Raw genomic sequence first — 23,411 nt, forward strand, 5'->3', positions numbered from 1 at the left:
ATGGAGCCACTTCTGTAATATGCCCTAGGTTACCTCCCAATTCCTAGGCGAACAGGATACGGCTCATGTCGGTTTTACCTTTTCTAACTTATGTAAGAAGTAATTCTTTGCGATGAAGAGCAAAGGCCCCGGGGAGTTGTCGCATAAATACCACCGAACCGAAATAATATTTCATCTGGCGTATTCATAATTCAAGAACCAAACATCCCCGTCAACCTGGAATTGAACCTACACGCCCAATGTGATATTGAAACTTGCCGCAAACGACCTTTATCGTATTTCAGACAACAATTGTCCTGGCGTTAGGGAATAAAGCGGCATTCAGTAATATTGCGATTTCAACAATCGTTTTCCGCGGAAAGCTTTGGAAATGATGCACGTAGATCGCAACATGCTCCTGCATTATTTCTATTTCAAGCTCGTTCCGCTGCGGTTTGGGATACAGTCAAGCGATGTTGTTAAATACGACTAATGGAATATCCTTCTCAGTCACGAGCATCCACGGCACGCATTTCTGCGCCCAATATCGTCCTTCAATTTCTAATTTTTCGATTGTGCAGGTATCTTGCAAGTTTTCCGAATATTTTGCTTGAAGAGCAGATTTGGGGGATTCCGAAACGAGTATTGACCAAAAAATCAGAACTCATGATTTGGAACGCACCTTGACATTCAGGGTGCACAATCCGCGCCTCATCTGCTATTAAGCGAGTATCTTCCAATCGTAAGGGAAATTGCTCTCGGATGTCTGCCGTATCGGTATACCATTCAAGTATAAAAATATCGCCAACTCAAGGTCGGACAGAAGATGATGGGTGCGCTGTGATTTGTGCCCGAATATGCGGTGAGAACGCCCGTCGGAGGGCAAATCTCTGACTGTCAGCCAGGAGCCATGCCCTGAGCCTCGCCCCTCTTTTATCCATTTTTGGTTTGTTACATCTGTAATTGCGTAAGATTTTTTCGCCATAAAAAAGCCACTAAGTCCTCGCTTCTTGATAAGGGTCTAGACTTAATGGCCCCAGTATGCAACTTTATTGCCCTCCTACACAAATCCATACCGTCAACGCTTCCGCTATTCCACCGTGACCGATTTTGCGAGGTTCCTCGGTTGATCGACATCGGTGCCTTTTAGCACGGCGACGTGATAGGAAAGCAGTTGTAGCGGTATCGTATAGATGATCGGTGAGATGGCATTGGCGACGCTGGGCATTTTGACGATTTGCACGTTTTCGTCGGCGGCGTCGCTTTCGGCCAGGTCTTCGTCCATGAATACGATCAGCTGCCCGCCGCGGGCGCTGACTTCCTGGATGTTGGATTTGAGCTTTTCCAGCAGGTTATTGTTCGGGGCGACCGTGACCACCGGCATTTCGGCATCGATCAAGGCTAGCGGGCCGTGCTTCAATTCGCCGGCCGGATAGGCTTCCGCGTGGATATAGGAAATCTCCTTCAGCTTCAAGGCGCCTTCCATCGCGATCGGGTAATGCGTGCCGCGGCCGAGGAACAGTGCATTGTGCTTGTCGGCAAATCGCTGCGACAACAGTTCGATGGCATTGTCCAGCTTCAGCACTTTTTCGATGTTGCCGGGCAAGGCGAACAATTGCGAAACGATGTGCTCCTCTTTGTCGGCGCTGAGTTCGAAACGGCGGCCGATGGCGATGATCAGCATCAACAAGGCCACCAACTGGGTAGTGAAGGCCTTGGTCGAGGCGACGCCGATTTCCGGGCCGGCGCGGGTCATCAACACCAAATCCGACTCTCGCACCAGCGAGCTTTCCGGCGCGTTGCAAATCACCAGCGAATGTTTGACGCCGAGCTTTTTAGCTTCCTGCAATGCGGCCAAGGTGTCGGCGGTTTCGCCGGACTGGGAAATGGTGACGACCAGGGTATCCGGGGCGACGACCGGATTGCGGTAGCGGAATTCGCTGGCAATTTCGATTGCACAGGGAACCCTGGCGTATTTTTCGAACCAGTAGCGGGCGACCAAACCGGCATGGTAGCTGGTACCGCAGGCTAAAATCAGAACCGACTTGATCTGGTCGAACACCTCGCCGGCGTTATGGCCGAAGGCGTTATCCTGCAAGCGGCTGTCGATGAAACGGCCTTCCAACGTTTCCGATACCGCCCAGGCTTGCTCGTAGATTTCCTTGAGCATGTAGTGGCGATATTTGCCTTTGTCGACCGCGTCGGCCTTGAGCTGGCTTTCGATGACCGGGCGGACCACGCGACGGCCGGCTTCGTCGAATATCGTCACGCCGTTGATGGTCAATTCGGCGATGTCGCCGTCTTCCAGGAAGATGAAGCGTTGCGTCACCGGCAACAGCGCGGCGATATCGGAGGCGATGAAGTATTCGCCGATGCCGATGCCGATTACCAATGGACTACCCTTGCGGCAGGCGACCAATACGTCGGGTTGTTCGCTGTCGATCACGCCCAGAGCGTAGGCACCGCGCAAGCTTTTGATGGTTTTGCCGACCGCGTCGAGCAGGCTAGCAGCCTCTTTTAGCTCTTCGGCAACCTTGTGGACAATGACTTCGGTATCAGTTTCGGACGTGAAAACGTAACCGTTTTCCTGCAGCGAGGTCCGAAGGTTATCGTGGTTTTCGATGATGCCGTTATGCACGACTCCGACCCGGTCCTTGCTAATGTGCGGGTGGGCGTTGCGGGTGCTGGGCTTACCGTGGGTTGCCCAACGGGTATGGGCGATGCCGATGCGGCCTTCGATCGGATCGGCCGCAATCAATTCTTCCAATCCTTTAACCTTGCCCAATTCACGCTTCCGGAATATTTCGCCGCTGTGGATTACAGCCAGTCCGGCCGAGTCGTACCCGCGATACTCAAGGCGCTTTAAGCCTTCAATTAAAATCGGGACCACGTTTCGTTGAGCAACACCTGCGACTATGCCACACATTATTCTTTCTCCGACCGACAGGGATGTTGGGAGTGCAGAAGATTGTCCGGAACAATCTCTGCCGACTTACAGGGATGTGAGGAGTGCGAAGCATTGTCGGGAACAATCTCCGCCAGTTTTACCGGTCTCTGCCAAGTCGGTACGGTAAGCTGCTTGGTGCGGCTCAACGTCAATTGGTCGTCGGGCGTATCCTTGGTGATGGTGGAACCCGCACCGATCGTGGCATTTTTGCCCACTGTCACCGGCGCTATCAATTGAGTATCTGAGCCGATAAACGCGCCGTCGCCGATCACGGTTTTGAATTTATTGACGCCATCGTAATTGCAGGTGATGGTCCCGGCCCCGATATTGACTTTGCTGCCGACTTCGCTATCACCAATATAGCTCAAGTGGTTGATTTTGCTACCGCTGGCAACCGTGGATTTTTTAATCTCGACGAAATTGCCGACATGAACGTGGTCGGCCAATTCGGTTTGGGGCCGCAGCCGGGCAAAAGGACCAATTCGGCTGCCACTGCCAACGCTGGCGTCTTCAAGTACGCTGTTCGCCAATATTTCTACGTCATCGGCAATCGTCGCATTTTTGAGTAAACAGTTAGGCCCGATTTTGACGTTGGAACCGATGCGATTCGTGCCTTCGAAAATCACATTGACGTCAATATCGATGTCCTGGCCCAATTCGGCAAACTCACCACGGATGTCGATACGAGCCGGGTCCCTGAGAGTGACACCTTTTTCCATCAGCACTTGCGCTTGTTCGGCTTGATAGACTCGTTCCAGATGGGCGAGTTGGGCCCGGTTATTGACGCCCAACACCTCGTCGGCACTGCCGGCCTGACTGGTCTCGATGGTCAAACCGTCTTCCACCGCCATTTCGATGATGTCGGTCAAATAATATTCGTTTTGGGCATTGTTATTGCCAAGTCTGACCAGCCATTGTTTAAGTTGACTGCCTTTGCAAGCCAGAATGCCGGTATTGCCTTCCGTGATTTGCAATTCGGCTTCGTTGGCGTCTTTTTGTTCGACGATTTTCACCACCGCATGGTCTTTGTCGCGGACGATGCGGCCATAGCCGGTCGGGTCGTCCAGATTGACCGTCAGCAAGGCCAAAGAGGTCAGGCTGACTTTATGTAACAGCGCGTTTAGGGTTTTCGCTTTCAGTAACGGCACGTCGCCGTACAAAATCAACACCGTATCCGGATCTTCGACATGGTGGATGGCCTGTTGCACTGCGTGTCCGGTACCCAATTGCTGCTTTTGTTCGATCCAGGTGGCATCCAGCACGGCCAGAGTTTGCTTGACCGTCTCGCCACCGTGGCCGTAGATGATGTAGATTTGGTTGTTTTCCAGAGATCGCGCAGTCTCGTAGACGTGTTGCAATAGCGCTTTGTCTGCAATTTCGTGCAGTACTTTCGGCCGGGACGAGCGCATCCGCGTACCTTGGCCGGCGGCGAGAATGATGGTTTTTATCGACATCGCTATTCCTTAAACAAAAAAAGCCCGATAACGTTACGCTATCGGGCTTAAATTTTCACGCAATTCGTGTTTTATGCGCCACGCTTTCTGAGTCTGTCCAGAGTTTTCAATTGGTTAACAGCTTGGGCCAACTCGGCTTGGGCAATTGCGTAGTCGTATTTGCCGGACTTGTCTTGTAACATTTCTTCCGCTCTGGCTTTGGCTTGCAATGCCGCCGCTTCGTCAATGTCGTGGGCTCTAATCGCGGTTTCAGCCAGCACAGTCACCAAATGCGGCTGAACCTCCAAGAATCCGCCGGACACGAAAAACGCCTGCGATTCTTTGTCGCTGATTTTGACCCTGACTTCGCCGGGCTTCAGTTTGGTAATCAACGGCGCATGGCGCGGCGCGATACCGACTTCACCCAACTCGGCAGGAGCGAACACCATCTCCGCCAAGCCGGAAAAGATTTCCGCCTCGGCGCTGACGATGTCCACATGTATTGTCATTGCCATGTTAAAACTCTCCTATGAGCCGGATTACATGCCTTTGGCTTTTTCGACGGCTTCGTCAATCGTGCCGACCATATAGAAAGCTTGTTCCGGCAGGCTGTCGTATTCGCCACTGATGATGCCTTTGAAGCCGGCAATGGTATCTTTCAGCGAAACGTATTTGCCCGGTGAACCGGTGAAGACCTCGGCCACGAAGAACGGCTGCGACAGGAAGCGCTGGATTTTACGCGCCCGAGCCACGGTCAATTTGTCTTCTTCCGACAATTCGTCCATACCCAAGATCGCGATGATGTCACGCAGCTCTTTATAGCGTTGCAGGATACCTTGCACGGTCCGGGCAGTTTCGTAGTGTTCCTGACCAATCACCAACGGATCCAGCTGACGGCTGGTGGAATCCAGCGGATCAATGGCAGGGTAAATACCCAACTCGGCGATTTGACGGGACAATACCACGGTCGCGTCCAAGTGGGCAAAGGTGGTAGCTGGCGACGGGTCGGTCAAGTCGTCCGCAGGTACGTATACCGCTTGGATCGAGGTGATAGAACCGGTCTTGGTGGAAGTAATCCGCTCTTGCAATACACCCATCTCTTCAGCCAGCGTAGGCTGGTAACCTACCGCAGACGGCATCCGGCCCAACAGCGCGGAAACTTCGGTACCGGCCAGCGTGTAACGGTAAATGTTGTCGACGAAGAACAGTACGTCGCGGCCTTCGTCGCGGAAGTACTCGGCCATGGTCAAACCGGTCAACGCTACCCGCAAACGGTTTCCTGGTGGCTCGTTCATCTGGCCGTAGACCAACGATACTTTATCGATAACGTTGGAATCGGTCATTTCGTGGTAGAAGTCGTTGCCTTCGCGAGTCCGCTCGCCGACACCGGCGAATACCGAATAACCGCTGTGTTCGATCGCGATGTTACGAATCAACTCCATCATGTTGACGGTTTTGCCTACGCCGGCGCCACCGAACAGGCCGACTTTACCGCCTTTCGCGAACGGGCAAACCAAATCGATAACTTTGATACCGGTTTCCAACAATTCGTTGGCTGGGGCTTGTTCGTCATAGGATGGCGCATCGCGGTGGATGGTCCACTTTTCTTTCTCGCCGATCGGGCCTTTTTCGTCGATCGCTTCACCGAGAACGTTCATGATGCGGCCCAGCGTGGCTTGGCCTACCGGTACTTTAATCGCCTCGCCGGTGTTGGTGACATTGACGCCGCGGCTCAGACCGTCGGTGGAACCCATCGCAATGGTCCGTACCACGCCGTCGCCCAGTTGTTGTTGAACTTCCAGAACCAGACCGCCCTCGACATTCAACGCGTCATATACTTTCGGCAAGTTGTCGCGTGGAAATTCCACGTCGACGACCGCACCGATGATTTGAACGATTTTACCCAAACTCATTATGTCGTCCTCTATAAAAATCTATCTAAACTTGTCTTGAATGCGTTACACCGCGGCGGCGCCGGCGACGATTTCGGAAATTTCCTGCGTGATCGCGGCCTGTCTGGCTTTGTTGTAGACCAGTTGCAATTCTTTAATGATATTGCCGGCGTTGTCGGAGGCGCTTTTCATCGCCACCATCCGTGCGGCCTGCTCGCAGGCGTTGTTTTCCACCAAGCCCTGGAATACCGCGGACTCGACGTAGCGAATCAATAAGCTGTCCAATACGTCTTTGGCGTTGGGTTCGTACAGGTAATCCCACCGGCCCTTGCTCTCTTCGCCCAGTTCGCCGACCGATACCGGCAACAATTTCTGCGTCACCGGCTTTTGGGTCATGGTGTTGACAAAGTCGTTGCTGAGCAGAAATAGCTCGTCGATATCGCCATTAGTGAACGCATCCAACATGATTTTGATCGGGCCGATAATGTCGCTCTGGTGCGGCGTGTCGCCCAATTTCGAGACTTGACCGACCAAATTGGCGTTGATCATGCTGAAAAACGCAGCACCCTTACCGCCAATCGCACAAACATCGACGGCGATACCTTTGCTTTGCCATTGCTGCATTTCGCCCAGCACTTTTCGGAACAGGTTGGCGTTCAAACCACCGCATAAACCACGGTCGGAACTCACCACGATAATGCCCACCCGTTCTACTTCCCGTTCGATCATGAACGGATGTTTGTACTCCGGATTGGCTTTGGCCAGATGCCGAATGATCTGGCCAATTTTTTTCGAGTAAGGCCGGGTAGCCTGCATACGGTCTTTGGTTTTACGCATCTTACTCGCGGCCACCATTTCCATGGCGCGAGTAATCTTCTGAGTATTCTTGATACTCGCGATTTTTGATCGTATCTCTTTACCAACAGCCATGTGCGAGTCCCTTACCAGCTAGCAGTCTTGACGAAACGCTCGATCGCCGCGTGAATGCCTTTTTGGATTTCGTCGTTGTAGTCGCCTTTCTCGTTGATTTTGGCCATCAACGCGGCTTCTTCGTTTCGCATGAAATCCAGCAGCGCCGCTTCGAATACGCGTACTTGCTTGACTTCCAGGCTATCCAGGAATCCATTATTGGCCGCATACAGCGAAACGCCCATCTCTGCGACCGACATCGGCGCATATTGATTCTGCTTCATCAATTCGGTAACGCGTTGGCCGCGCTCGATCTGTTTGCGGGTGCTTTCGTCCAAGTCGGAAGCGAACTGAGCGAATGCCGCCAACTCGCGGAACTGCGCCAAGTCCAGACGAATACCGCCGCCCAACTTTTTGATGATCTTGGTTTGCGCCGCGCCACCGACCCGAGAAACCGACAGACCCGCGTTAACCGCTGGACGGATACCGGAGTTAAACAGACCGGTCTCCAAAAAGATCTGGCCGTCGGTGATCGAAATCACGTTGGTCGGAACGAAGGCCGAAACGTCGCCGCCTTGGGTTTCGATAATCGGCAGTGCGGTCAGCGAGCCGGTTTTGCCCTTAACTTTTCCGCCTGTCAGTTTCTCGACTTCGTCGGCATTGATACGGGCGGCACGTTCCAGCAAACGGGAGTGGATGTAGAACACGTCACCTGGATAGGCTTCACGTCCCGGCGGACGGCGCAGCAACAAAGAAATTTGGCGGTAAGCCCAAGCTTGCTTGGTCAAATCGTCGTAAATAATCAGTGCGTCTTGGCCATTGTCGCGGAAGTACTCGCCCATCGAACAACCGGTGTACGGTGCGATAAATTGCAACGCAGCGGATTCTGACGCCGACGCGACGACGATGATGGTGTGCTCCATCGCGCCGTGTTCTTCCAATTTACGCACCACGTTGGCAATCGACGAACGTTTTTGACCGATCGCGACATAAATACATTTAATGCCGGTGCCTTTTTGATTGATGATGGCGTCGACAGCAATCGCGGTTTTACCGGTTTGACGGTCGCCGATGATCAACTCCCGTTGGCCGCGGCCAACCGGAATCATCGAATCGATGGATTTCAAACCGATTTGCACCGGTTGATCAACCGATTGGCGAGCGATAACACCCGGTGCGATTTTTTCGATTGGGGAGGTCAGATTGGTCTCGATCGCGCCTTTGCCGTCGATCGGGTTGCCCAGCGCATCGACCACGCGGCCCAACAGCGCTTCGCCGACTGGTACTTCCAAAATCCGGCCGGTGCATTTAACGGTGTCGCCTTCGGTGATGTGCTGGTAAGCACCCAACATCACCACGCCGACAGAGTCTCTTTCCAGGTTTAAAGCCATGCCGTAAGAGCCGCCAGGAAATTCCAGCATTTCACCTTGCATTGCTTCAGACAAACCGTGAACCCGAACGATACCGTCGGTAACGCTGACCACGGTGCCCTCGGTGTGGGCTTCGAGGTGGGCGTCGAAGTTCTCGATCTTCTTCTTGATCAGATCACTTATTTCTGATGGATTTAATTGCATGTTATTTTCCCGCTCTAACTCTTAAAGTCTTTTAGCTAATTGATGAAGCTGACCTCTGACGGAACCGTCGATGACTTTGTCGCCGGCTTTGGCGAGAATGCCTCCAATTAACGATTTGTCGACAGACACTGACGCGTTGACTTTTTTATGCAAAAACTTCTCGAGCATGGCGACGTACTTGCCTTGCTCGGTTTTTGTCAACGGGTATGCGCTTTGCAGCTCGACATTGACGTAACCTTCGTCGTCGGCCCTATACTGTTCGAACATTACCGAAATCTGAGGCAACAAAGGCAATTTGTCGTTCTCGATCAACACCTTGAGAAGATTCTTGGCTTCATCGTGAATTTGATCCTGGCAAATATCCAGGACCAACTGCGCTGTATTCTGTTTGTTGACTCTGGGGTTAGCGACGATTCCAGCCAAAGCTTCGTCCTGAACCAGCAAAGCCAAAAACGTCAAAGAATCGGACCAGTTTTGGGCAGCATTGGCTTCTTTGGCCCGCTTGAAAGCGGCCTGAGCATAAGGTCTTGCTAATGTCGATATTTCAGCCATCGCTTAACCCAATTGTTCCGCCGCTTTACTGATAATGTCTTGGTGCTTGGCCTTGTCGACTTCTTCTTTCAAAATCTGCTCGGCGGCACGCAAAGCCAAAGAGGAAACTTCTTTACGCAAACTTTCCTTGGCGTGCAACATTTCCTGTTCGATTTGAGCTTTCGCGGCTTCCAACAGGCGCTCGCCTTCTTTCTTGGCTTGTTCCTTGGCTTCTTCAACTAATTGGTTGGCGCGCTTTTGCGCGGCGCTGACGATCTCGGCCGACTGCTCCTTGGCTTCCTTCAAAACGCTTTTAGCTTTCTTTTCAGCCAGTTTAATTTCTTCCTGACCCTTCTCAGCCGCAGCCAAACCTTCCGCAATTTTGGTTTTGCGCTCTTCCAGAGCAGCAATGATCGGCGGCCAGACATACTTCATGGTGAACCACACCAGAAGCGTGAAAGTGATCATCTGCCCGATCAGAGTAGCATTGATACTCATTGATGCTTTCCTCGTAATGCCGTTGTTAGTCTATCTGTCCGCAGTCGTACATAAACGACACGCAAAAGGCTCACGCCTTAGGTTACAGATGGTTGGGTTAATTAACCTGCAACGGATTGAACGGCAGAAAGGAACGGGTTTGCGAAAGTCAGCATCAGCGCCAAACCCACACCGATCATGGTTACCGCGTCAAGCAAACCGGCGATGATGAACATTTTCACTTGCAGCATTGGCACCAGTTCAGGTTGGCGGGCTGCACCTTCCAGGAATTTACCGCCCAACAGGCCGAAACCGATAGCAGTACCGATCGCGCCCAAACCCAGAATGATACCGACGGCAATAACGGTGAAGCCTTGAACGTTGGCGATTAATGATGCGAGTTCCATAATGTCTCCTAAAGATTGATATGAATGTAAAAAATAAAGCGGTTAGTGGTCTTCGCAGGCCAGACTCAGGTAAACAATGGTCAAAACCATGAATATAAAAGCCTGCAAAGTGATCACCAGAATGTGGAATACGGCCCAGGGGAAGCCCAACACAGGCTGCACGATCGGGGGCAACAAGGCGATCAGGATGAATACCAACTCGCCAGCATACAGGTTACCGAATAGCCGCAAACCCAGCGAGATCGGTTTAGCCAGCTCTTCGACGGTTTTCAACAGCAGATTGAACGGCATCATTTTCGGACCGAACGGAGTGCAAGTCATTTCGTGGGCAAAACCGGCCAAGCCTTTGACTTTAATGCTGTAAAAGAAAATCAGGAAAAATACGCTGATAGACAAGGCGAAGGTGCCGTTCAAATCGGTGCTGGGCACGACCCGCATATATTCCATGCCCATCAGGCTACCGATCATCGGCAGCAAATCCACCGGCAGCATATCCATCGCATTCCACAGGAATACCCAGCAGAAGATGGTCAGTGCCAACGGTGCAATCAAAGCACTACGACCATGAAAACTGTCTTTAACCTGGGTATCGACAAATTCGACCAGCATTTCGGCGATGTTTTGCGCCAACCCCGGAACACCGGAGGTTGCCCGTTCGGCAACCGATTTAAAAAACAAAATGAACAATCCGCCCAAAAACACGGAAAAAAACAAGGTATCCAGATGCAATTTCCAAAATCCCTCACCAACCGCCAACGGAGTTAAGTGATGGACTATGTAACCGGTTGCGCCGCCTTCACTAGCCATTTTGCCTCTCAAATAAAAACTAACCGCGCCAATAGAAAAGCGCGAACCAAAAAACCGACAACACTGCGATATAGCCAACCAGCAGTGTTAAAAAATTAACCCAAGGGATCTGCAATACCATCGCGAACAATGCTGCCGTGAGCAATAACTTGACCGTTTCGCCGGTATAAAAAGCCTTTAAGATGCCGGGTGCTTCCTGATATCTGGCAAGATAAACTTTGTACGCAAAGTAAAGATTGGGAATCAAGGCCACACCACCACCTAGCAGTGGCGATATCGCGGATTTCCAGCCGCCTATCAATAAAAATCCCGACGCCACTACCGTAGCCATCAGGACCTGCGTGTATAACACCCGTCTGACAGTTGAAAACGAATTTTCCACTGTCATAAAACTCTCCTCGACCGTTAAGCGCGCCGATTATATCCAGCCATCGCGGTTTACGCAAGGTAAGGCCGCTACACGACTCAAAGCTAAGGCTTTGAAGCACAATCAAGAAATTGATACCACAGCGGCAATTCGTTTAACGCCCCGACAACAAAAGCAATAGCCGTGCCAGCGGCAAAATCAATAGTATTTCTAAGGTTTGTTGAAAAAACCGTGTTGGAGATGCGACAAACCGACAAGGGCTTGCGACAACCTGCCGCATCAGTGAATTTTCCCAATGATACCTTCCAACTCTTCCAGGCTGGTGTAATTGATGATCAACTTGCCCTTGCCGCCGGCCTGATGATTGATCTCGACCTTGGCGCCGGTGCGTTCCGACAGCTCGCGCTGCAAACGCAAGGTATCGGGGTCGATTCTCTTCGCCTGAGCCGCCGGCTTTTCATCGTGCATCTCACGCACCAGTTTTTCCACCGCCCGCACGCTCAAGCTTTGCTTGACCGCTTTATGAGCAATCTCGACCTGTTTCGATTCGTCCAAACCCAGCAAGGCGCGAGCATGACCCATTTCCAGCAAGCCTTTGCCCAGCATGGTTTTGACTTCGCCGGCCAATTCCAACAAGCGCAATAAATTAGTTACCGTGGTGCGCGACTTGCCGACCGCTTCGGCGATCTGTTGATGCGTCAGCTCGAACTCGTCCTGCAAGCGGTGCAAGGCTTCGGCCTCTTCCAGCGCATTCAAATCCTCGCGTTGGATGTTTTCGATCAAAGCAATCGCCATTACCGAACGGTCGTCGATGTCTTTCACCAGCACCGGCACTTCGGCCAGCTCCGCCAACTGAGCAGCGCGCCAACGCCGCTCGCCGGCGATGATTTCGTATTTCTCGCCAGCGATTTTGCGCACGACAATCGGTTGAATGATGCCTTGCGCAGCAATCGAATCGGACAGCTCTTTCAGCTTTTCGGGATCCATATCTTTACGCGGCTGGTACTTGCCGCGTTGCAGAAATTCGATCGGCAACTTTTGGGTGTCGTGGGTTTTTTCCGGAGCCGGGGCCGAAACATCGCCGAGCAACTCGCTCAAACCTCGACCCAAACCGCGTTTTTTCGGATTCATCATTTGGCTGCTTTGTGTTTGCGGATCAATTCGCCGGCCAGCGCGATATAGGCGACCGCACCGCGCGACGCTTTATCGTAAGCCAAGACCGGCACACCGTGGCTGGGTGCCTCGGCCAGGCGGATATTCCGGGGAATCGTGGTCCGGAACACTTTGTCGCCGAAATATTCGATCAATTGGTCAGACACGTCCTTGCCCAATCGGCTCCGGCTATCGACCATCGTTCTGAGAATGCCTTCCAAATGCAAACCCGGATTCACGGTATCGCGAATATTGCGCAAGGTCGACATCAACGACGACAAGCCTTCCAAAGAGTAATACTCGCATTGCATCGGAATCAAAACGCTGTGGGCGGCGACCATGGCGTTCAGCGTCAGCATATTCAACGACGGCGGACAGTCGATCAAAATGTAATCGTACTGGTCCTTGACCGGCAACAAGGCATCGGCCAGACGCCGCTCCCGATGCTGGGCCGTCATCAATTGCACTTCGGCGGCGGTCAGATCGGCATTACCCGGAATCAAATCGAACCCCAAATCCTTGTTCTTGACGATGATGCCCGAGACCGGCACCTCTTCCAGCAACAACTCGCAACTCGAATATTCCAGCTCGTCCTTGTTGACGCCGCAGCCCATCGCGGCATTGCCCTGCGGATCGAGATCGATCAACAGAATCTTGCGCTTGGTCGCCGCCAACGCCGCCGCCAGATTGACGCTGGTGGTAGTCTTGCCGACACCGCCTTTTTGGTTAGTGATCGCGATTATCTTAGCCATGCTTGAGTCTCTCTATGCGAATCAGACAACGCTCGGCATCTATGCCAGGCACCGCCAACGGGATCACTTGGTATTCGGCGTCTATTCCGGCTAACTCTTCGACAGGCTGCTGGCCTTTCATCGCCAATAGCACGCCGTCGTCGACCAATAAATGACCGGTCATTTTAACGATGTCCGGCATTGAGGCGAAAGCCCGCATCAACACCATGTCAAACAATTCGGCAGGTTGGAACTGCTCGACCCGGCTATGCACCACTTCGACATTGCTCAGCTTCAATTCCAGCACAGCCTGCTGCACGAAACGGGTTTTCTTGGAATTGGAATCGACCAGCACGAACTTGCATTCGGGGCGGCAAATCGCCAATGGTATGCCGGGCAAACCGGCACCGGTACCGATGTCGGCAATGCGGGACGGTTTGATATGCGGCAATACCGCCAGACTATCCAGAATATGCAAACCGACCATTTCCAGCGGTTCGCGCACGGCGGTCAGGTTATAGGCTTTGTTCCATTTTGCAATCAGCTGTACGAACTTGAGCAACGATTCGGTTTGCTCGGCAGACAAATTCAACGCCAAGGCCGCAAGGCCTTGCTGCAATTTTTCCCGACAGGCTTGCATCAGGCGCTTTTCTTTTTCAGATGCACCAACAACAACGAAATCGCCGCCGGTGTGATGCCGGGTATCCGCGACGCCTGACCCAGAGTTTCCGGGCGCTGTTTTTTCAGTTTTTCGCTGACTTCATTGGACAGGCCGGACACCAGACTGTAATCGACGTTTTCCGGCAATTTCAAATGCTCATAACGCTGGGTACGGCTGATTTCGGTTTGTTGACGGTCGATGTAACCGGCATATTTGGCCTGAATCGCCACCTGCTCGGCAACTTGCTCGTCGACTTCGGTTTCGTCGCTGAAGGTTAGCAGGTTTTCGATATCGACTTCCGGCCGGCGCAGCATATCCATCAAGTTGGCTTCCTTGAGCAGCTTTTTACCCCAATACTGCTCGGCCAACGCCGCTTCGTCGGATTCGGATCTGATCCACTTTTTCGCCAGCCTGCCTTGCAGATTGGCAATCGCTTCGCGCTTTTCCTCGAACCGGCGCCAACGTTCGTCGTCGACCAAGCCCAATTCGCGACCTTGTTCGGTCAGACGCAGATCGGCGTTATCTTCGCGCAACTGCAAGCGGTATTCGGCCCGGCTGGTAAACATTCGGTACGGCTCGGAGGTGCCGCGGGTAATCAAGTCGTCGATCATCACGCCGATATAAGCTTCCTCGCGGCCGGGACACCAGCTTTCCAGGCCTTTTGCCAGCCGCGCGGCGTTCAAACCGGCGATCAAGCCTTGCGCCGCCGCTTCTTCATAGCCGGTGGTGCCGTTGATCTGGCCGGCGAAGAACAGCGCATTCATGTGCTTGGTTTCCAAAGACGTCTTCAGATCGCGCGGATCGAAAAAGTCGTATTCGATGGCATAACCGGGACGGACGATTTCGGCATTTTCGAAACCGAGCATGGTACGAATGAAACGATACTGAATATCAAACGGCAAACTGGTCGAAATGCCGTTCGGATAGACTTCGTTGGTATTCAAGCCTTCCGGTTCGACGAAAATCTGGTGCGAATCGCGGTCGGCAAAGCGCACTACTTTGTCTTCGATCGACGGGCAGTAACGCGGACCGACGCCTTCGATGATGCCGGAATACATCGGCGAGCGATCCAAGCCGGAACGGATGATGTCGTGGGTTTCCTGATTGGTCCGCGTGATATGGCAACAAACCTGGCGCGGATGCTGCTCGCGGCTGCCCATGAACGAGAACACCGGCACTGGCGTATCGCCATGCTGTTCCTGCAATTTACTGTAGTCGATGGTACGGCCGTCGATGCGGGCCGGCGTGCCGGTTTTCAAACGGCCGATGCGGAACGGCAATTCGCGCAGTCGCTCCGCCAGTGCAATCGAAGCCGCATCGCCGGCGCGGCCGCCGCTGTAATTTTCCAGGCCGATATGGATACGGCCGGCCAAAAAGGTGCCGGCGGTCAACACCACGGCCTTGGCGTTAAATTCCAAACCCATCTGGGTTTTGACGCCGGTAACGCGGTCGCCTTGCACGATCAAATCGGATACGGCTTGTTGAAACAGCGCCAGATTGGGCTGATTTTCCAACGCGCTGCGCACCGCTTGTTTGTACAGCATACGGTCGGCCTGGGCCCGAGTTGCCCGCACCGCCGGGCCTTTACTGGCGTTCAAAATCCGGAACTGGATACCGCCCACATCGATGGCATTGGCCATGATGCCGCCCAACGCATCGACTTCCTTGACCAAGTGGCCCTTGCCAATGCCGCCGATCGCCGGGTTGCAACTCATCTGCCCCAACGTTTCGATGTTTTGGGTCAGCAACAGCGTTTGTGCACCGGTACGCGCCGCCGCCAGCGCCGCCTCGGTGCCGGCATGGCCGCCGCCGACCACGATCACGTCAAAGTCTTTCTGGAATTTCACAGGCAATCTATGTTCAAATAAAACGTTATTTTAATAGCTTAGCGAGAAAAAAGCATGAGAAAACAAAACCCCGGCCAGGGTTTACCGGCCAAACCCAAGCATAACCCGGTCGCCAAATTCGCCCGCCAATTCAACAAGGCGCAAACCTACGCCGACAAAACCCAATACCGCCGCAAAGCCAAACATCGCGGGCTGGAGCCTTTTGCCATCGTTTCCCGTGAGGCGATCGCAAAAGGCTTAGCCGCGTAACCCGCGCATTTCAAGGATTTCCAGCTCAGTGAAAGCAACCGTAGAAGACAAAGTTCAAACCCGGATTCCGACCGAACACGGCGAATTCATCCTGCATTACTACAGCAACAGCCTGGACGACAAAGAACACGTGGCCTTCGTCAAAGGCGACGTGGCCGGCAAGGACGACGTGCCGGTACGCATCCATTCCGAATGCTTTACCGGCGACGTGCTGGGTTCCCGCCGTTGCGATTGCGGCGAGCAGTTGGACATGGCACTGGACATGATCGACACGGCCGGCTACGGTGTGTTGATCTACCTGCGCCAGGAGGGCCGCGGCATCGGCCTATTAAAAAAACTGCAAGCCTACAACCTGCAAGACCAAGGTCTGGATACCGTCGACGCCAACATCAAACTCGGCCATCTGGCCGACGAGCGCCAATACGACATCGCCGCGCTGATCCTGGACAACCTGAAGGTACATTCGATCGAGTTGATCACCAATAATCCGCAAAAAATCGACGAGCTGACCAAACTCGGCGTGCAAGTGAATAACCGGATTGCCATCGAAACCCGCATCCACCGCGATAACCTCGACTATCTGAAAACCAAGGCCGAACGCATGCGCCACATGTTGTCGGTACCAGACCGTTCCTGAACAACATGTTAGATCACTTGAAACTGCCGGCCGCAGCGCTGAAGCTGACGATCGACCTGCCGGCCGACGCCGCTGGCCCGTATAGCGGCATCCTCGGCCAAAACCGCGCCCAGTCGGCGCTGGCATTCGGCATCGCAATGAAGGCCCCCGGTTACAACATCTTCGTGATGGGCAATCCGGGAACCGGCCGGCTATCGATGGTCAGCCACCATCTGACCGCCTACGCCGAGCAGCAAGAATCGCCGCTGTCCTATGCCTATGTCGAGAACTTCGAAAACCCGCGGGAACCGGTCGCCGTCGAACTACCGTCCGGCGAAGGCCATAGTTTTGCGAAAGACATCGAAAAGCTGATCGACAACGTGTTGGCCACCTTTCCGGCCGCATTCGAAAGCCCCAGTTACCAGCAAAAGAAAACCGCGATCGAACGCCGTTTCAACCAGCGCTACAACGCGGCGATCGATTTGGTCGATAGCAAAGCCAGAGCGATGGGCGTGGCCTTGTACCGCGACAACGACTCGATCACCTTCCTGCCGATCCGCAACAACAAGGCGCTGGACGAGGAGCAATTTACGCTGCTGCCGGAAGCCGAGCGCGACGCCTTCCACCAACACACCGAAGAACTGGAAGAATATCTGGGCGACGTGCTGCTGGAACTGCCGCAATGGCGGCGCACACTGGCCGAAGAAATCCGCCAACTGGATAGCGACACGATCAAACTGGCCCTGGAACCGCTACTGGCCGAACTGACCGACAAGTACCAGAACGTCGACGACGTCATCACCTATCTGGCGGAAGTCGAAAAAAACCTGAGCAATACCATCAGCGATTTCCTGATGCCGACTCGCAATCCGGAAAGCCGGGAAATCATCGCCAAGCGCCAGATGTTGGTCGAACAATATCTGCCCAACATCCTGGTGGATTGCAAACACGACGCCGCCGGCGCGCCGGTCATCTACGAACCGCACCCGATCTACCAAAACCTGTTCGGCCGCATCGAATATCTCAGCGACCAAGGCACGCTGATCACCAACTACCGCCGCATCTGTCCCGGCTCGCTGCATCGGGCCAACGGCGGTTACTTGATCCTCGACGCCGAAAAAATACTGACCTATCCCTTCGTCTGGGAAGGCCTGAAACGGGCACTGAAAGCCGGCAAGATCGAGATCGAATCGCCGTATTCGGAATTGGGCATCAACACCATCACCTTGAAGCCGGAAGTAATACCGCTCAACGTCAAAGTGATTTTGGTCGGCACTCGCGATATTTACTATCTGCTGGAAGAGCTGGATAGCGAATTCAACGAGATGTTCCGCGTCTTGGCCGACTTCGACGACTACATCAAACGCACGCCGGACAGTATCGGCCAATTCGTGCAGGTCATGAAACAACAGGCGCGCGATGCCGGCGCCAAACCGCTGACCGACGGCGCCCTGGTAAGACTGATCGAACACAGTTGCCGGTTGGCCGAAAATCAGCAACGGCTGTCGGCGCACGTCAACAACTGTCTGGAAATCATCGCCGAAGCCAACCTGCTGGGTAGCCAGACCGGCGCCGCGCAGATCGGCAAGGCCGAAGTCGAACTGGCGCTGGCCGCCCGCGAACAGCGCAACGGCCGCATCGCCGAAGCCATTCTGGAAGAAATGCTGGACGGCACGATTTTGATCGATACCGACGGCGAAGCCATCGGCAAGGTCAACGGCCTGACCGTGATGGACATCGGCGGCAGCAGCTTTGGCGCGCCGGCGCGGATCACCACCACGGTGCATCCCGGCTCGCGCGGCATCGTTGATATCGAACGCGAAGTCGAACTCGGTCAGCCGATCCATTCCAAGGGCGTGATGATTCTGACCGGCTACCTCGGCCACTGCTACGCCCAGCAATTTCCGCTGGCGATCTCGGCCAGTATCGCCATGGAGCAATCCTACGGCCACATCGACGGCGACAGCGCCTCGCTGGCAGAATTGTGCTGCCTGATCTCGGCACTGACCCGCACTCCGATCAAGCAAGGTTTTGCGATGACCGGCTCGATCAACCAATACGGCGAAGTGCAGGCCATCGGCGGTGTCAACGAAAAAATCGAAGGCTTCTTCGAACTCTGCGCCGCGCGCGGTTTGACCGGCCGACAGGCGGTAATCATTCCGGCCTCGAATAAACGCAACCTGATGCTGAAACGGGAAGTGATCGATGCGGTGGAACAAGGCTTGTTCGCGATTTACGCCATTTCCAGCGTCGACGAAGCCTTGAACCTGTTGACCGGGCAGGAAGCCGGCGCGATGAACGCCGAAGGCCAGTACCCGGAAGGCAGCGTCAACTTCAAAGCCGTCGCCCGACTCAAGGAAATTTCCGAAATCACGTCCGACGACGACAAGGAAACCGAGACCGGTTAGGCCAAACGTCAACTTCCCCGCAAGCAACCCCGCCGACATCGGCGAACCAGACCCAGATTTGCCGTTAGCGGGTTTGGTTGCTACAGTTCCTGCACCGAATTGGAGTCCGATAGCCGGTGGAGGCCTGGATGCGGAGATTTACCTTGTTCAACCGATGCCGGCTACCCGGCTTGACGCTGGCCGGCCTGGCTTTCGCGCTGCAATGCCTGGCCGCTCCCAGCGACGACCCCGATATCCTGGCCCGCCGCGGCCAGCAACGGCCGCTTGCCGCAGGCCAAACCGAAGCGCCGGCCATTGCGCTGGGCAAACCGGCCGGGGGCTGGACCAGCGGCTTGCAGATTACCGTGGCCGGCACCTGCTCCGACCCCAACGCAGACCCCATCGTCGTCAACATCAACGGCGTGCGTTACTACGTGCGCAACCTCAACGGCAGCTTCAGCCGGGCCTTCCCGGCCGCGAAAGGTAAAAACAGCGTCATCGCCGAATGCGCCAACACCGCCGGCGTCGCCAAAGCCTCGACCACGATAGACGCGGTGATTTCGCCGATCGCATTGAAAGTGATCCTGACCAGCGACAGCGACGGCGTCTATACCGACCTGCATATCTACGAACCGGATAAAAGCCACGTCTATTGGGCCGATACCAACTCCAACAGCGGCGGCATTTTCTTTTTGAATTCCAACGGCGACAACTTCGACCAGGCCGGCTACGGTCCTTATTTATACGTGCATCCGGCGCCGCCGGTCGGCGTGTTCCGCATCGATACCAATTATTGGCCGGGCGGCGCGGTCCAACACACGCTGGCGAACCTGGACATCATTCTCGACGAAGGCCTGCCCACCGAGAGCCGGCGCCGGGTGCAAAAACCGCTGGCCCGGCCCGGCGAAACCCAAACCCTGGCTTACGTCTCGATCCAGGGCAACCGCCAGCCGGCGAAAATTTATGTCCCCGGCCAGGACGCCGAGCGCGACATGCCGGCCGAGGTGCGCGAATACATTCAACACGAACCAAAGCGCGAAGGCGAAGCCGAGGACAGCGCCGAAGAACTGGGCTATCTGCCCCCACAAGACGCCGAGGCCTTGCGCGAGAGCGTCACCAACGTCGCCCTGCTACAGGCCCGCAAGCTCAGCCCGCTGTGGGAACCCAAACAACGCGACTGCGCCGGCCTGGTCCGCTTCGCCTACCGTACCGCTTTGGAGCCGCGCGATGCGGCCCGCAGCGCCAAACTCGGCATCCCCAACAAATTGAAACTGCCAACCATCTCCGAACAGGCCCGCAAACTACTGCCCGGCTATCCGCAAATCTGGCAGACCGGTTTGAATAACGGCGCCGCGCGTTACGGCCATTTCGCCGACGCCGAAACCCTGATCGGCTATAACTTCCGGCTGAAATCGCGCGATCTGGCGGCAGCGCAAAGCGGCGATTTGCTGGTCTACCAAAAGCCTTTGATTAACGACGAACCCTACCACCTGATGCTGTTCGCCGCCGGCCGCGCCGAGAATCTGGCCGTCTACCATAACGGCGCCCAGGGCAGCGAAAGTCAGGTACGGGTGGTGCGCGTCGCCGAATTACTGCAATCGCCGGACCCGGTCTGGATTCCCCGCCCGGAAAACCCCTATTTCCTCGGAGTGTACGAATGGAACCGCTTACCCCCGCAAAGCGCCTGACCGCCATCGCCGCCGGTATAGCATTGGCGGCCGGCGCGAGCGTTGCGCTTTACCAGCACTTGACCGAGCAAGCTCTGACCAAGCTGGTCCGCGCCGACCTGCCGCTGCTGGACTTGACCGTGAAATTGCGCGATGCAGCGCGGAACGATCTGGACGCTAGTGCTTCGCTAGTCGGCAGCAATGACGAGGTGCCGGCCGGCGACGAACGCTGCCCGGCGCTGACCGGCGGCGACATCGGTTCCGCCACCGCAGTGGACGTTTCGATCAAGCGCCCGGCCGATTGCCCCCGGCGCGCCGCCTGGTACGTGCGCAAACATCCGGTGGCGTTTACGCTGTATTTCAACCGCGGCGATGCGTTTCTGAACTGGTGGGACAATCAGCCCGAACTGCGGCAGATGGTGGAAAACCGTTTCGTCAAAGGCCTGTTCTTCGGCCTGCTGCAAAGCCTGCACGTCAAAGCCGAACAACTCAACTTACAAGGCATGCAAGGCGACTTCTTGCTGCAAGTGCTGCGGGACGCGGTCAATGCCAACGCCGAATTGCATTACGACATGGCTCACGGCAACCAGGGCTGGGTCATCAGTTACCGGCGCAGCGCCAGCGGCTTGGCCGACCAAGCCCTGCCGGCGCTGGCCGGCGTCCTGGCCAGCAGCGGCTACCGGGTCGCCAAGTTGCCGGAACCGATTCTGGAAGCCCGCATCGGCCTGCAAAAACTGTTCTTTACCGAATTTCGCGGCCGGATTTATCTGGCGCAAAGCCTGGAAGCGTTACTGAATGTGTTGGACAGCACCGTGCCGGAACCGGCCGGCAGTGATGCGCCGCTGAGCCTAACCTTGCGCAGCGAGGCCTTCGTCGCCAATCTGTTGCCGGTATTCGCCGGGGCGGAAACCTATCCGTTGCGCTGGGATTTTGCGCTCGCTGCCGGCGCACCGGGCGCGTTGCACTTACCGGCCGCCGCTTGGCAGGGTCAATTGCACAGCCGGCTGTTCGAAGGGGTGGTTGCCAGCATTCCGCACGACGCCTTCGCCGGCTTCGCCGCCAGCCTGGCGCTGCCGCCGGACCTGACTGCGGAGGATTGGCGCAAACTGGCCGCTGCCGGCCCGTCGGCCAATCCCCCCGGCCCGGAAGCGGCCGGTATCGGCCTGGTATGGGACTTCAGCCCGGACGACCCGAGCGGTGCGGTCGGCGTCGTCGTCGCCAACCCCAGCCAACCGCAGGCCAGCGCCGCTTATGCCCAGTATCTGAAAAATCCCGACCTTGGCGCCGAATGCGGCGGCGGCAGCCTGTTTCTGGCCGCCAGCTCGCCGAACTTGTTGACGCGGATGAAAGACGCCTGCAACAAACAGTCGCTGAGTCCGCTGGACTGGCAGCGCGGCGTCGAAAAAACTCGGTTGCAGGATGCGCAGTTGATCGCCTTCGTCAATCCCGGCGCGGCTACCCGCGAATTATTCCTGGCCGGCGGCGCCGGTGCCAACCAGGACGCCAACGAATTCGCCCCGCGCTGGCAACAGGACTACGAAGCCGCCAAAGCCTCGATGCGTCAAGACGGCGACAAGTTATTCGCCGGCCTGCCGATTTTGAGTTACGCCGGGCGGATTACCGAGCCTAGCGCCGGGGCGACCTTGACCGGCAAGCTGATCGCGCAAACCGCAAGCCCTTAGCCGTCGGCAGCATCGGTATCGGCAACCCGGCTTGGCGGCGGCAACTCTGTGCTGAACCGGGCCGGTTTTTCCAGCCGCTCCAGGCATAAATCGCCGACTTTAGGCGTCCATAACGCCGGGTTGAGCGGAAACGGTTGGATTTGGCCGGTGCGGCGGTAGCCGCGGCGTTGGTAAAACTCGATCAGCTCCTGGCGCAACGGAATCACGGCCATCGAAAAGCGCTGCACCGGCCAGACCCGCTCTGCCCACTGTTCGGCTTGGCGCAATAGCTGTTTGCCGATGCCCTGGCCCTGAAGGCGGGGGCTGACCGCAAGCATGCCGATCTGCACCTGGCCGGCGCCATATTGCAAATGCACCGAACCTAGCAATTGGCCATGTTGCCTGCAGACCAGAATCAACGAGTCGGCGCCAGCCAACAACTTGACGATGCCGGCGGCGTCGATGCGGCGGCCTTCCAACAAATCGGCCTCGGTGGTCCAACCCAGGCGACTGGTTTCGCCGCGATAGGCGGAGTTGATCAACTCCGCCAAGGCCTCGGCGTCGTTCGCATCCGCCTTACTAAATGCCAATGCCATCGCCTGCTCCCGACCTACCCTTCGATCAAGCCAGCCAGGCTTTGACTTTGGCTTTAACATCCGCTTTCAATTGTTTGGCGAAGCGGTAAATTGCGGTATCGGCGATTTTGGCATGCGCCCAGCGCAGCCAAGCGCTAATGGTGTGGTAGATAAAAGCGATTGGCCGAAACGTCAGCAGTTGCGGTTTGGTCAGGTTGAACACCCGTGCCACCAGTAAGGTGCCGAGCAGTTTGGCGAACACTTCCAGCAAGATCCCTTGCAGCAGCAAGCCGTGCACCAGCAGCGACAACGCGGCGAGATTGATCGGCGTCACGATCATTAATGGTACCGTAATCGCCAGCAAAGCCATCGGCGGCGAGGTTCGGCTCAGCCAAACTTCAACCCGTTCCAGGCGCAACCACAGCGCCAGATAATGGCCGCAAGCCGACAGGAAGTCCCACAGCCATTCCTCGATAATCAACACAATGGCAAGCAGGGTCAGCAACAGTTTTTTCATCGTCGTCATCCGGCAAAAATTCAAG

At 55.4% G+C, this 23,411-nt stretch carries 24 protein-coding genes; 5 read left to right on the plus strand and 19 right to left on the minus strand.

The window, feature by feature from the left end; all coding sequences use genetic code 11:
- Positions 1–445: 445 nt before the first annotated feature.
- From C2U68_RS21840 to mnmG, 17 genes are all read right to left on the minus strand, one after another.
- On the minus strand, positions 446–640 hold the full coding sequence (locus tag C2U68_RS21840) for a TnsA endonuclease N-terminal domain-containing protein (RefSeq protein WP_140913250.1): 195 nt from the start codon (positions 638–640) through the stop codon (positions 446–448).
- Between the two features lie 429 nt (positions 641–1,069).
- A complete protein-coding gene (glmS, locus tag C2U68_RS14440; protein WP_140913177.1) occupies positions 1,070–2,905 on the minus strand; it encodes a glutamine--fructose-6-phosphate transaminase (isomerizing) in 1,836 nt (611 codons plus the stop codon).
- Positions 2,905–4,380: a bifunctional UDP-N-acetylglucosamine diphosphorylase/glucosamine-1-phosphate N-acetyltransferase GlmU gene (gene glmU, locus C2U68_RS14445; protein ID WP_140913178.1), complete on the minus strand. Its 1,476-nt coding sequence runs from the start codon at positions 4,378–4,380 to the stop codon at positions 2,905–2,907. The genes glmS and glmU overlap by 1 nt, the downstream gene beginning before the upstream one ends.
- Before the next feature lie 71 nt (positions 4,381–4,451).
- Positions 4,452–4,874: a F0F1 ATP synthase subunit epsilon gene (locus tag C2U68_RS14450; protein WP_140913179.1), complete on the minus strand. Its 423-nt coding sequence runs from the start codon at positions 4,872–4,874 to the stop codon at positions 4,452–4,454.
- A gap of 24 nt (positions 4,875–4,898) precedes the next feature.
- Positions 4,899–6,272: a F0F1 ATP synthase subunit beta gene (atpD, locus tag C2U68_RS14455; protein WP_140913180.1), complete on the minus strand. Its 1,374-nt coding sequence runs from the start codon at positions 6,270–6,272 to the stop codon at positions 4,899–4,901.
- Between the two features lie 45 nt (positions 6,273–6,317).
- A complete protein-coding gene (gene atpG / locus C2U68_RS14460) occupies positions 6,318–7,181 on the minus strand; it encodes a F0F1 ATP synthase subunit gamma (protein WP_140913181.1) in 864 nt (287 codons plus the stop codon).
- An 11-nt stretch (positions 7,182–7,192) separates the two neighbouring features.
- Positions 7,193–8,734 (minus strand): F0F1 ATP synthase subunit alpha, encoded by a 1,542-nt coding sequence (gene atpA, locus C2U68_RS14465; protein ID WP_140913182.1) that lies wholly within the window; start codon positions 8,732–8,734, stop codon positions 7,193–7,195.
- 21 nt (positions 8,735–8,755) lie between these two features.
- Positions 8,756–9,286 (minus strand): F0F1 ATP synthase subunit delta, encoded by a 531-nt coding sequence (locus C2U68_RS14470; protein WP_140913183.1) that lies wholly within the window; start codon positions 9,284–9,286, stop codon positions 8,756–8,758.
- A 3-nt stretch (positions 9,287–9,289) separates the two neighbouring features.
- Positions 9,290–9,763: a F0F1 ATP synthase subunit B gene (locus C2U68_RS14475; RefSeq protein WP_140913184.1), complete on the minus strand. Its 474-nt coding sequence runs from the start codon at positions 9,761–9,763 to the stop codon at positions 9,290–9,292.
- Positions 9,764–9,864: 101 nt separating this feature from the next.
- Positions 9,865–10,149 carry a F0F1 ATP synthase subunit C gene (gene atpE, locus C2U68_RS14480; protein ID WP_020484117.1) on the minus strand — a complete coding sequence of 95 codons (285 nt, stop codon included), beginning with the start codon at positions 10,147–10,149 and terminating at the stop codon, positions 9,865–9,867.
- 42 nt (positions 10,150–10,191) lie between these two features.
- Positions 10,192–10,956, minus strand: a complete 765-nt coding sequence (atpB, locus tag C2U68_RS14485; protein WP_140913185.1) for a F0F1 ATP synthase subunit A — start codon at positions 10,954–10,956, stop codon at positions 10,192–10,194.
- 19 nt (positions 10,957–10,975) lie between these two features.
- Positions 10,976–11,344, minus strand: a complete 369-nt coding sequence (locus C2U68_RS14490) for an ATP synthase subunit I (protein ID WP_140913186.1) — start codon at positions 11,342–11,344, stop codon at positions 10,976–10,978.
- Between the two features lie 83 nt (positions 11,345–11,427).
- The gene (locus tag C2U68_RS14495; protein ID WP_140913187.1) at positions 11,428–11,619 is read right to left on the minus strand and encodes a hypothetical protein; all 192 of its coding nucleotides are present in this window, start codon (positions 11,617–11,619) and stop codon (positions 11,428–11,430) included.
- Positions 11,603–12,454, minus strand: a complete 852-nt coding sequence (locus tag C2U68_RS14500; protein ID WP_140913252.1) for a ParB/RepB/Spo0J family partition protein — start codon at positions 12,452–12,454, stop codon at positions 11,603–11,605. The genes C2U68_RS14495 and C2U68_RS14500 overlap by 17 nt, the downstream gene beginning before the upstream one ends.
- Positions 12,454–13,227: a ParA family protein gene (locus C2U68_RS14505; RefSeq protein ID WP_140913188.1), complete on the minus strand. Its 774-nt coding sequence runs from the start codon at positions 13,225–13,227 to the stop codon at positions 12,454–12,456. The genes C2U68_RS14500 and C2U68_RS14505 overlap by 1 nt, the downstream gene beginning before the upstream one ends.
- The gene (gene rsmG, locus C2U68_RS14510) at positions 13,220–13,846 is read right to left on the minus strand and encodes a 16S rRNA (guanine(527)-N(7))-methyltransferase RsmG (protein WP_140913189.1); all 627 of its coding nucleotides are present in this window, start codon (positions 13,844–13,846) and stop codon (positions 13,220–13,222) included. The genes C2U68_RS14505 and rsmG overlap by 8 nt, the downstream gene beginning before the upstream one ends.
- Positions 13,846–15,714 carry a tRNA uridine-5-carboxymethylaminomethyl(34) synthesis enzyme MnmG gene (mnmG, locus tag C2U68_RS14515; protein WP_140913190.1) on the minus strand — a complete coding sequence of 623 codons (1,869 nt, stop codon included), beginning with the start codon at positions 15,712–15,714 and terminating at the stop codon, positions 13,846–13,848. Before mnmG ends, rsmG begins: the two co-directional genes overlap by 1 nt.
- Positions 15,715–15,768: 54 nt before the next feature.
- On the opposite strand from mnmG, the gene C2U68_RS14520 reads away from it, so the two are divergent.
- From C2U68_RS14520 to C2U68_RS14540, 5 genes are all read left to right on the plus strand, one after another.
- Positions 15,769–15,963, plus strand: coding sequence for a hypothetical protein (locus tag C2U68_RS14520; RefSeq protein ID WP_140913191.1), 195 nt, complete (start codon positions 15,769–15,771; stop codon positions 15,961–15,963).
- A gap of 28 nt (positions 15,964–15,991) precedes the next feature.
- A complete protein-coding gene (gene ribA / locus C2U68_RS14525) occupies positions 15,992–16,600 on the plus strand; it encodes a GTP cyclohydrolase II (protein WP_140913192.1) in 609 nt (202 codons plus the stop codon).
- A gap of 5 nt (positions 16,601–16,605) precedes the next feature.
- Positions 16,606–18,987: an ATP-binding protein gene (locus C2U68_RS14530; RefSeq protein WP_140913193.1), complete on the plus strand. Its 2,382-nt coding sequence runs from the start codon at positions 16,606–16,608 to the stop codon at positions 18,985–18,987.
- Positions 18,988–19,115: 128 nt separating this feature from the next.
- Positions 19,116–20,654, plus strand: coding sequence for a DUF1175 family protein (locus C2U68_RS14535; protein WP_140913194.1), 1,539 nt, complete (start codon positions 19,116–19,118; stop codon positions 20,652–20,654).
- On the plus strand, positions 20,624–22,315 hold the full coding sequence (locus C2U68_RS14540; protein WP_140913195.1) for a hypothetical protein: 1,692 nt from the start codon (positions 20,624–20,626) through the stop codon (positions 22,313–22,315). Before C2U68_RS14535 ends, C2U68_RS14540 begins: the two co-directional genes overlap by 31 nt.
- On the opposite strand, the gene C2U68_RS14545 is transcribed toward C2U68_RS14540, so the two are convergent.
- Both C2U68_RS14545 and C2U68_RS14550 read right to left on the minus strand, forming a co-directional pair.
- Positions 22,312–22,890 carry a GNAT family N-acetyltransferase gene (locus C2U68_RS14545; protein WP_140913196.1) on the minus strand — a complete coding sequence of 193 codons (579 nt, stop codon included), beginning with the start codon at positions 22,888–22,890 and terminating at the stop codon, positions 22,312–22,314. The genes C2U68_RS14540 and C2U68_RS14545 overlap by 4 nt on opposite strands.
- A gap of 25 nt (positions 22,891–22,915) precedes the next feature.
- On the minus strand, positions 22,916–23,386 hold the full coding sequence (locus C2U68_RS14550) for a hypothetical protein (RefSeq protein WP_140913197.1): 471 nt from the start codon (positions 23,384–23,386) through the stop codon (positions 22,916–22,918).
- Between the last annotated feature and the right edge of the window lie 25 nt (positions 23,387–23,411).

It is taken from the genome of Methylomonas koyamae, assembly GCF_006483455.1.
Lineage (GTDB): Bacteria > Pseudomonadota > Gammaproteobacteria > Methylococcales > Methylomonadaceae > Methylomonas > Methylomonas koyamae_B.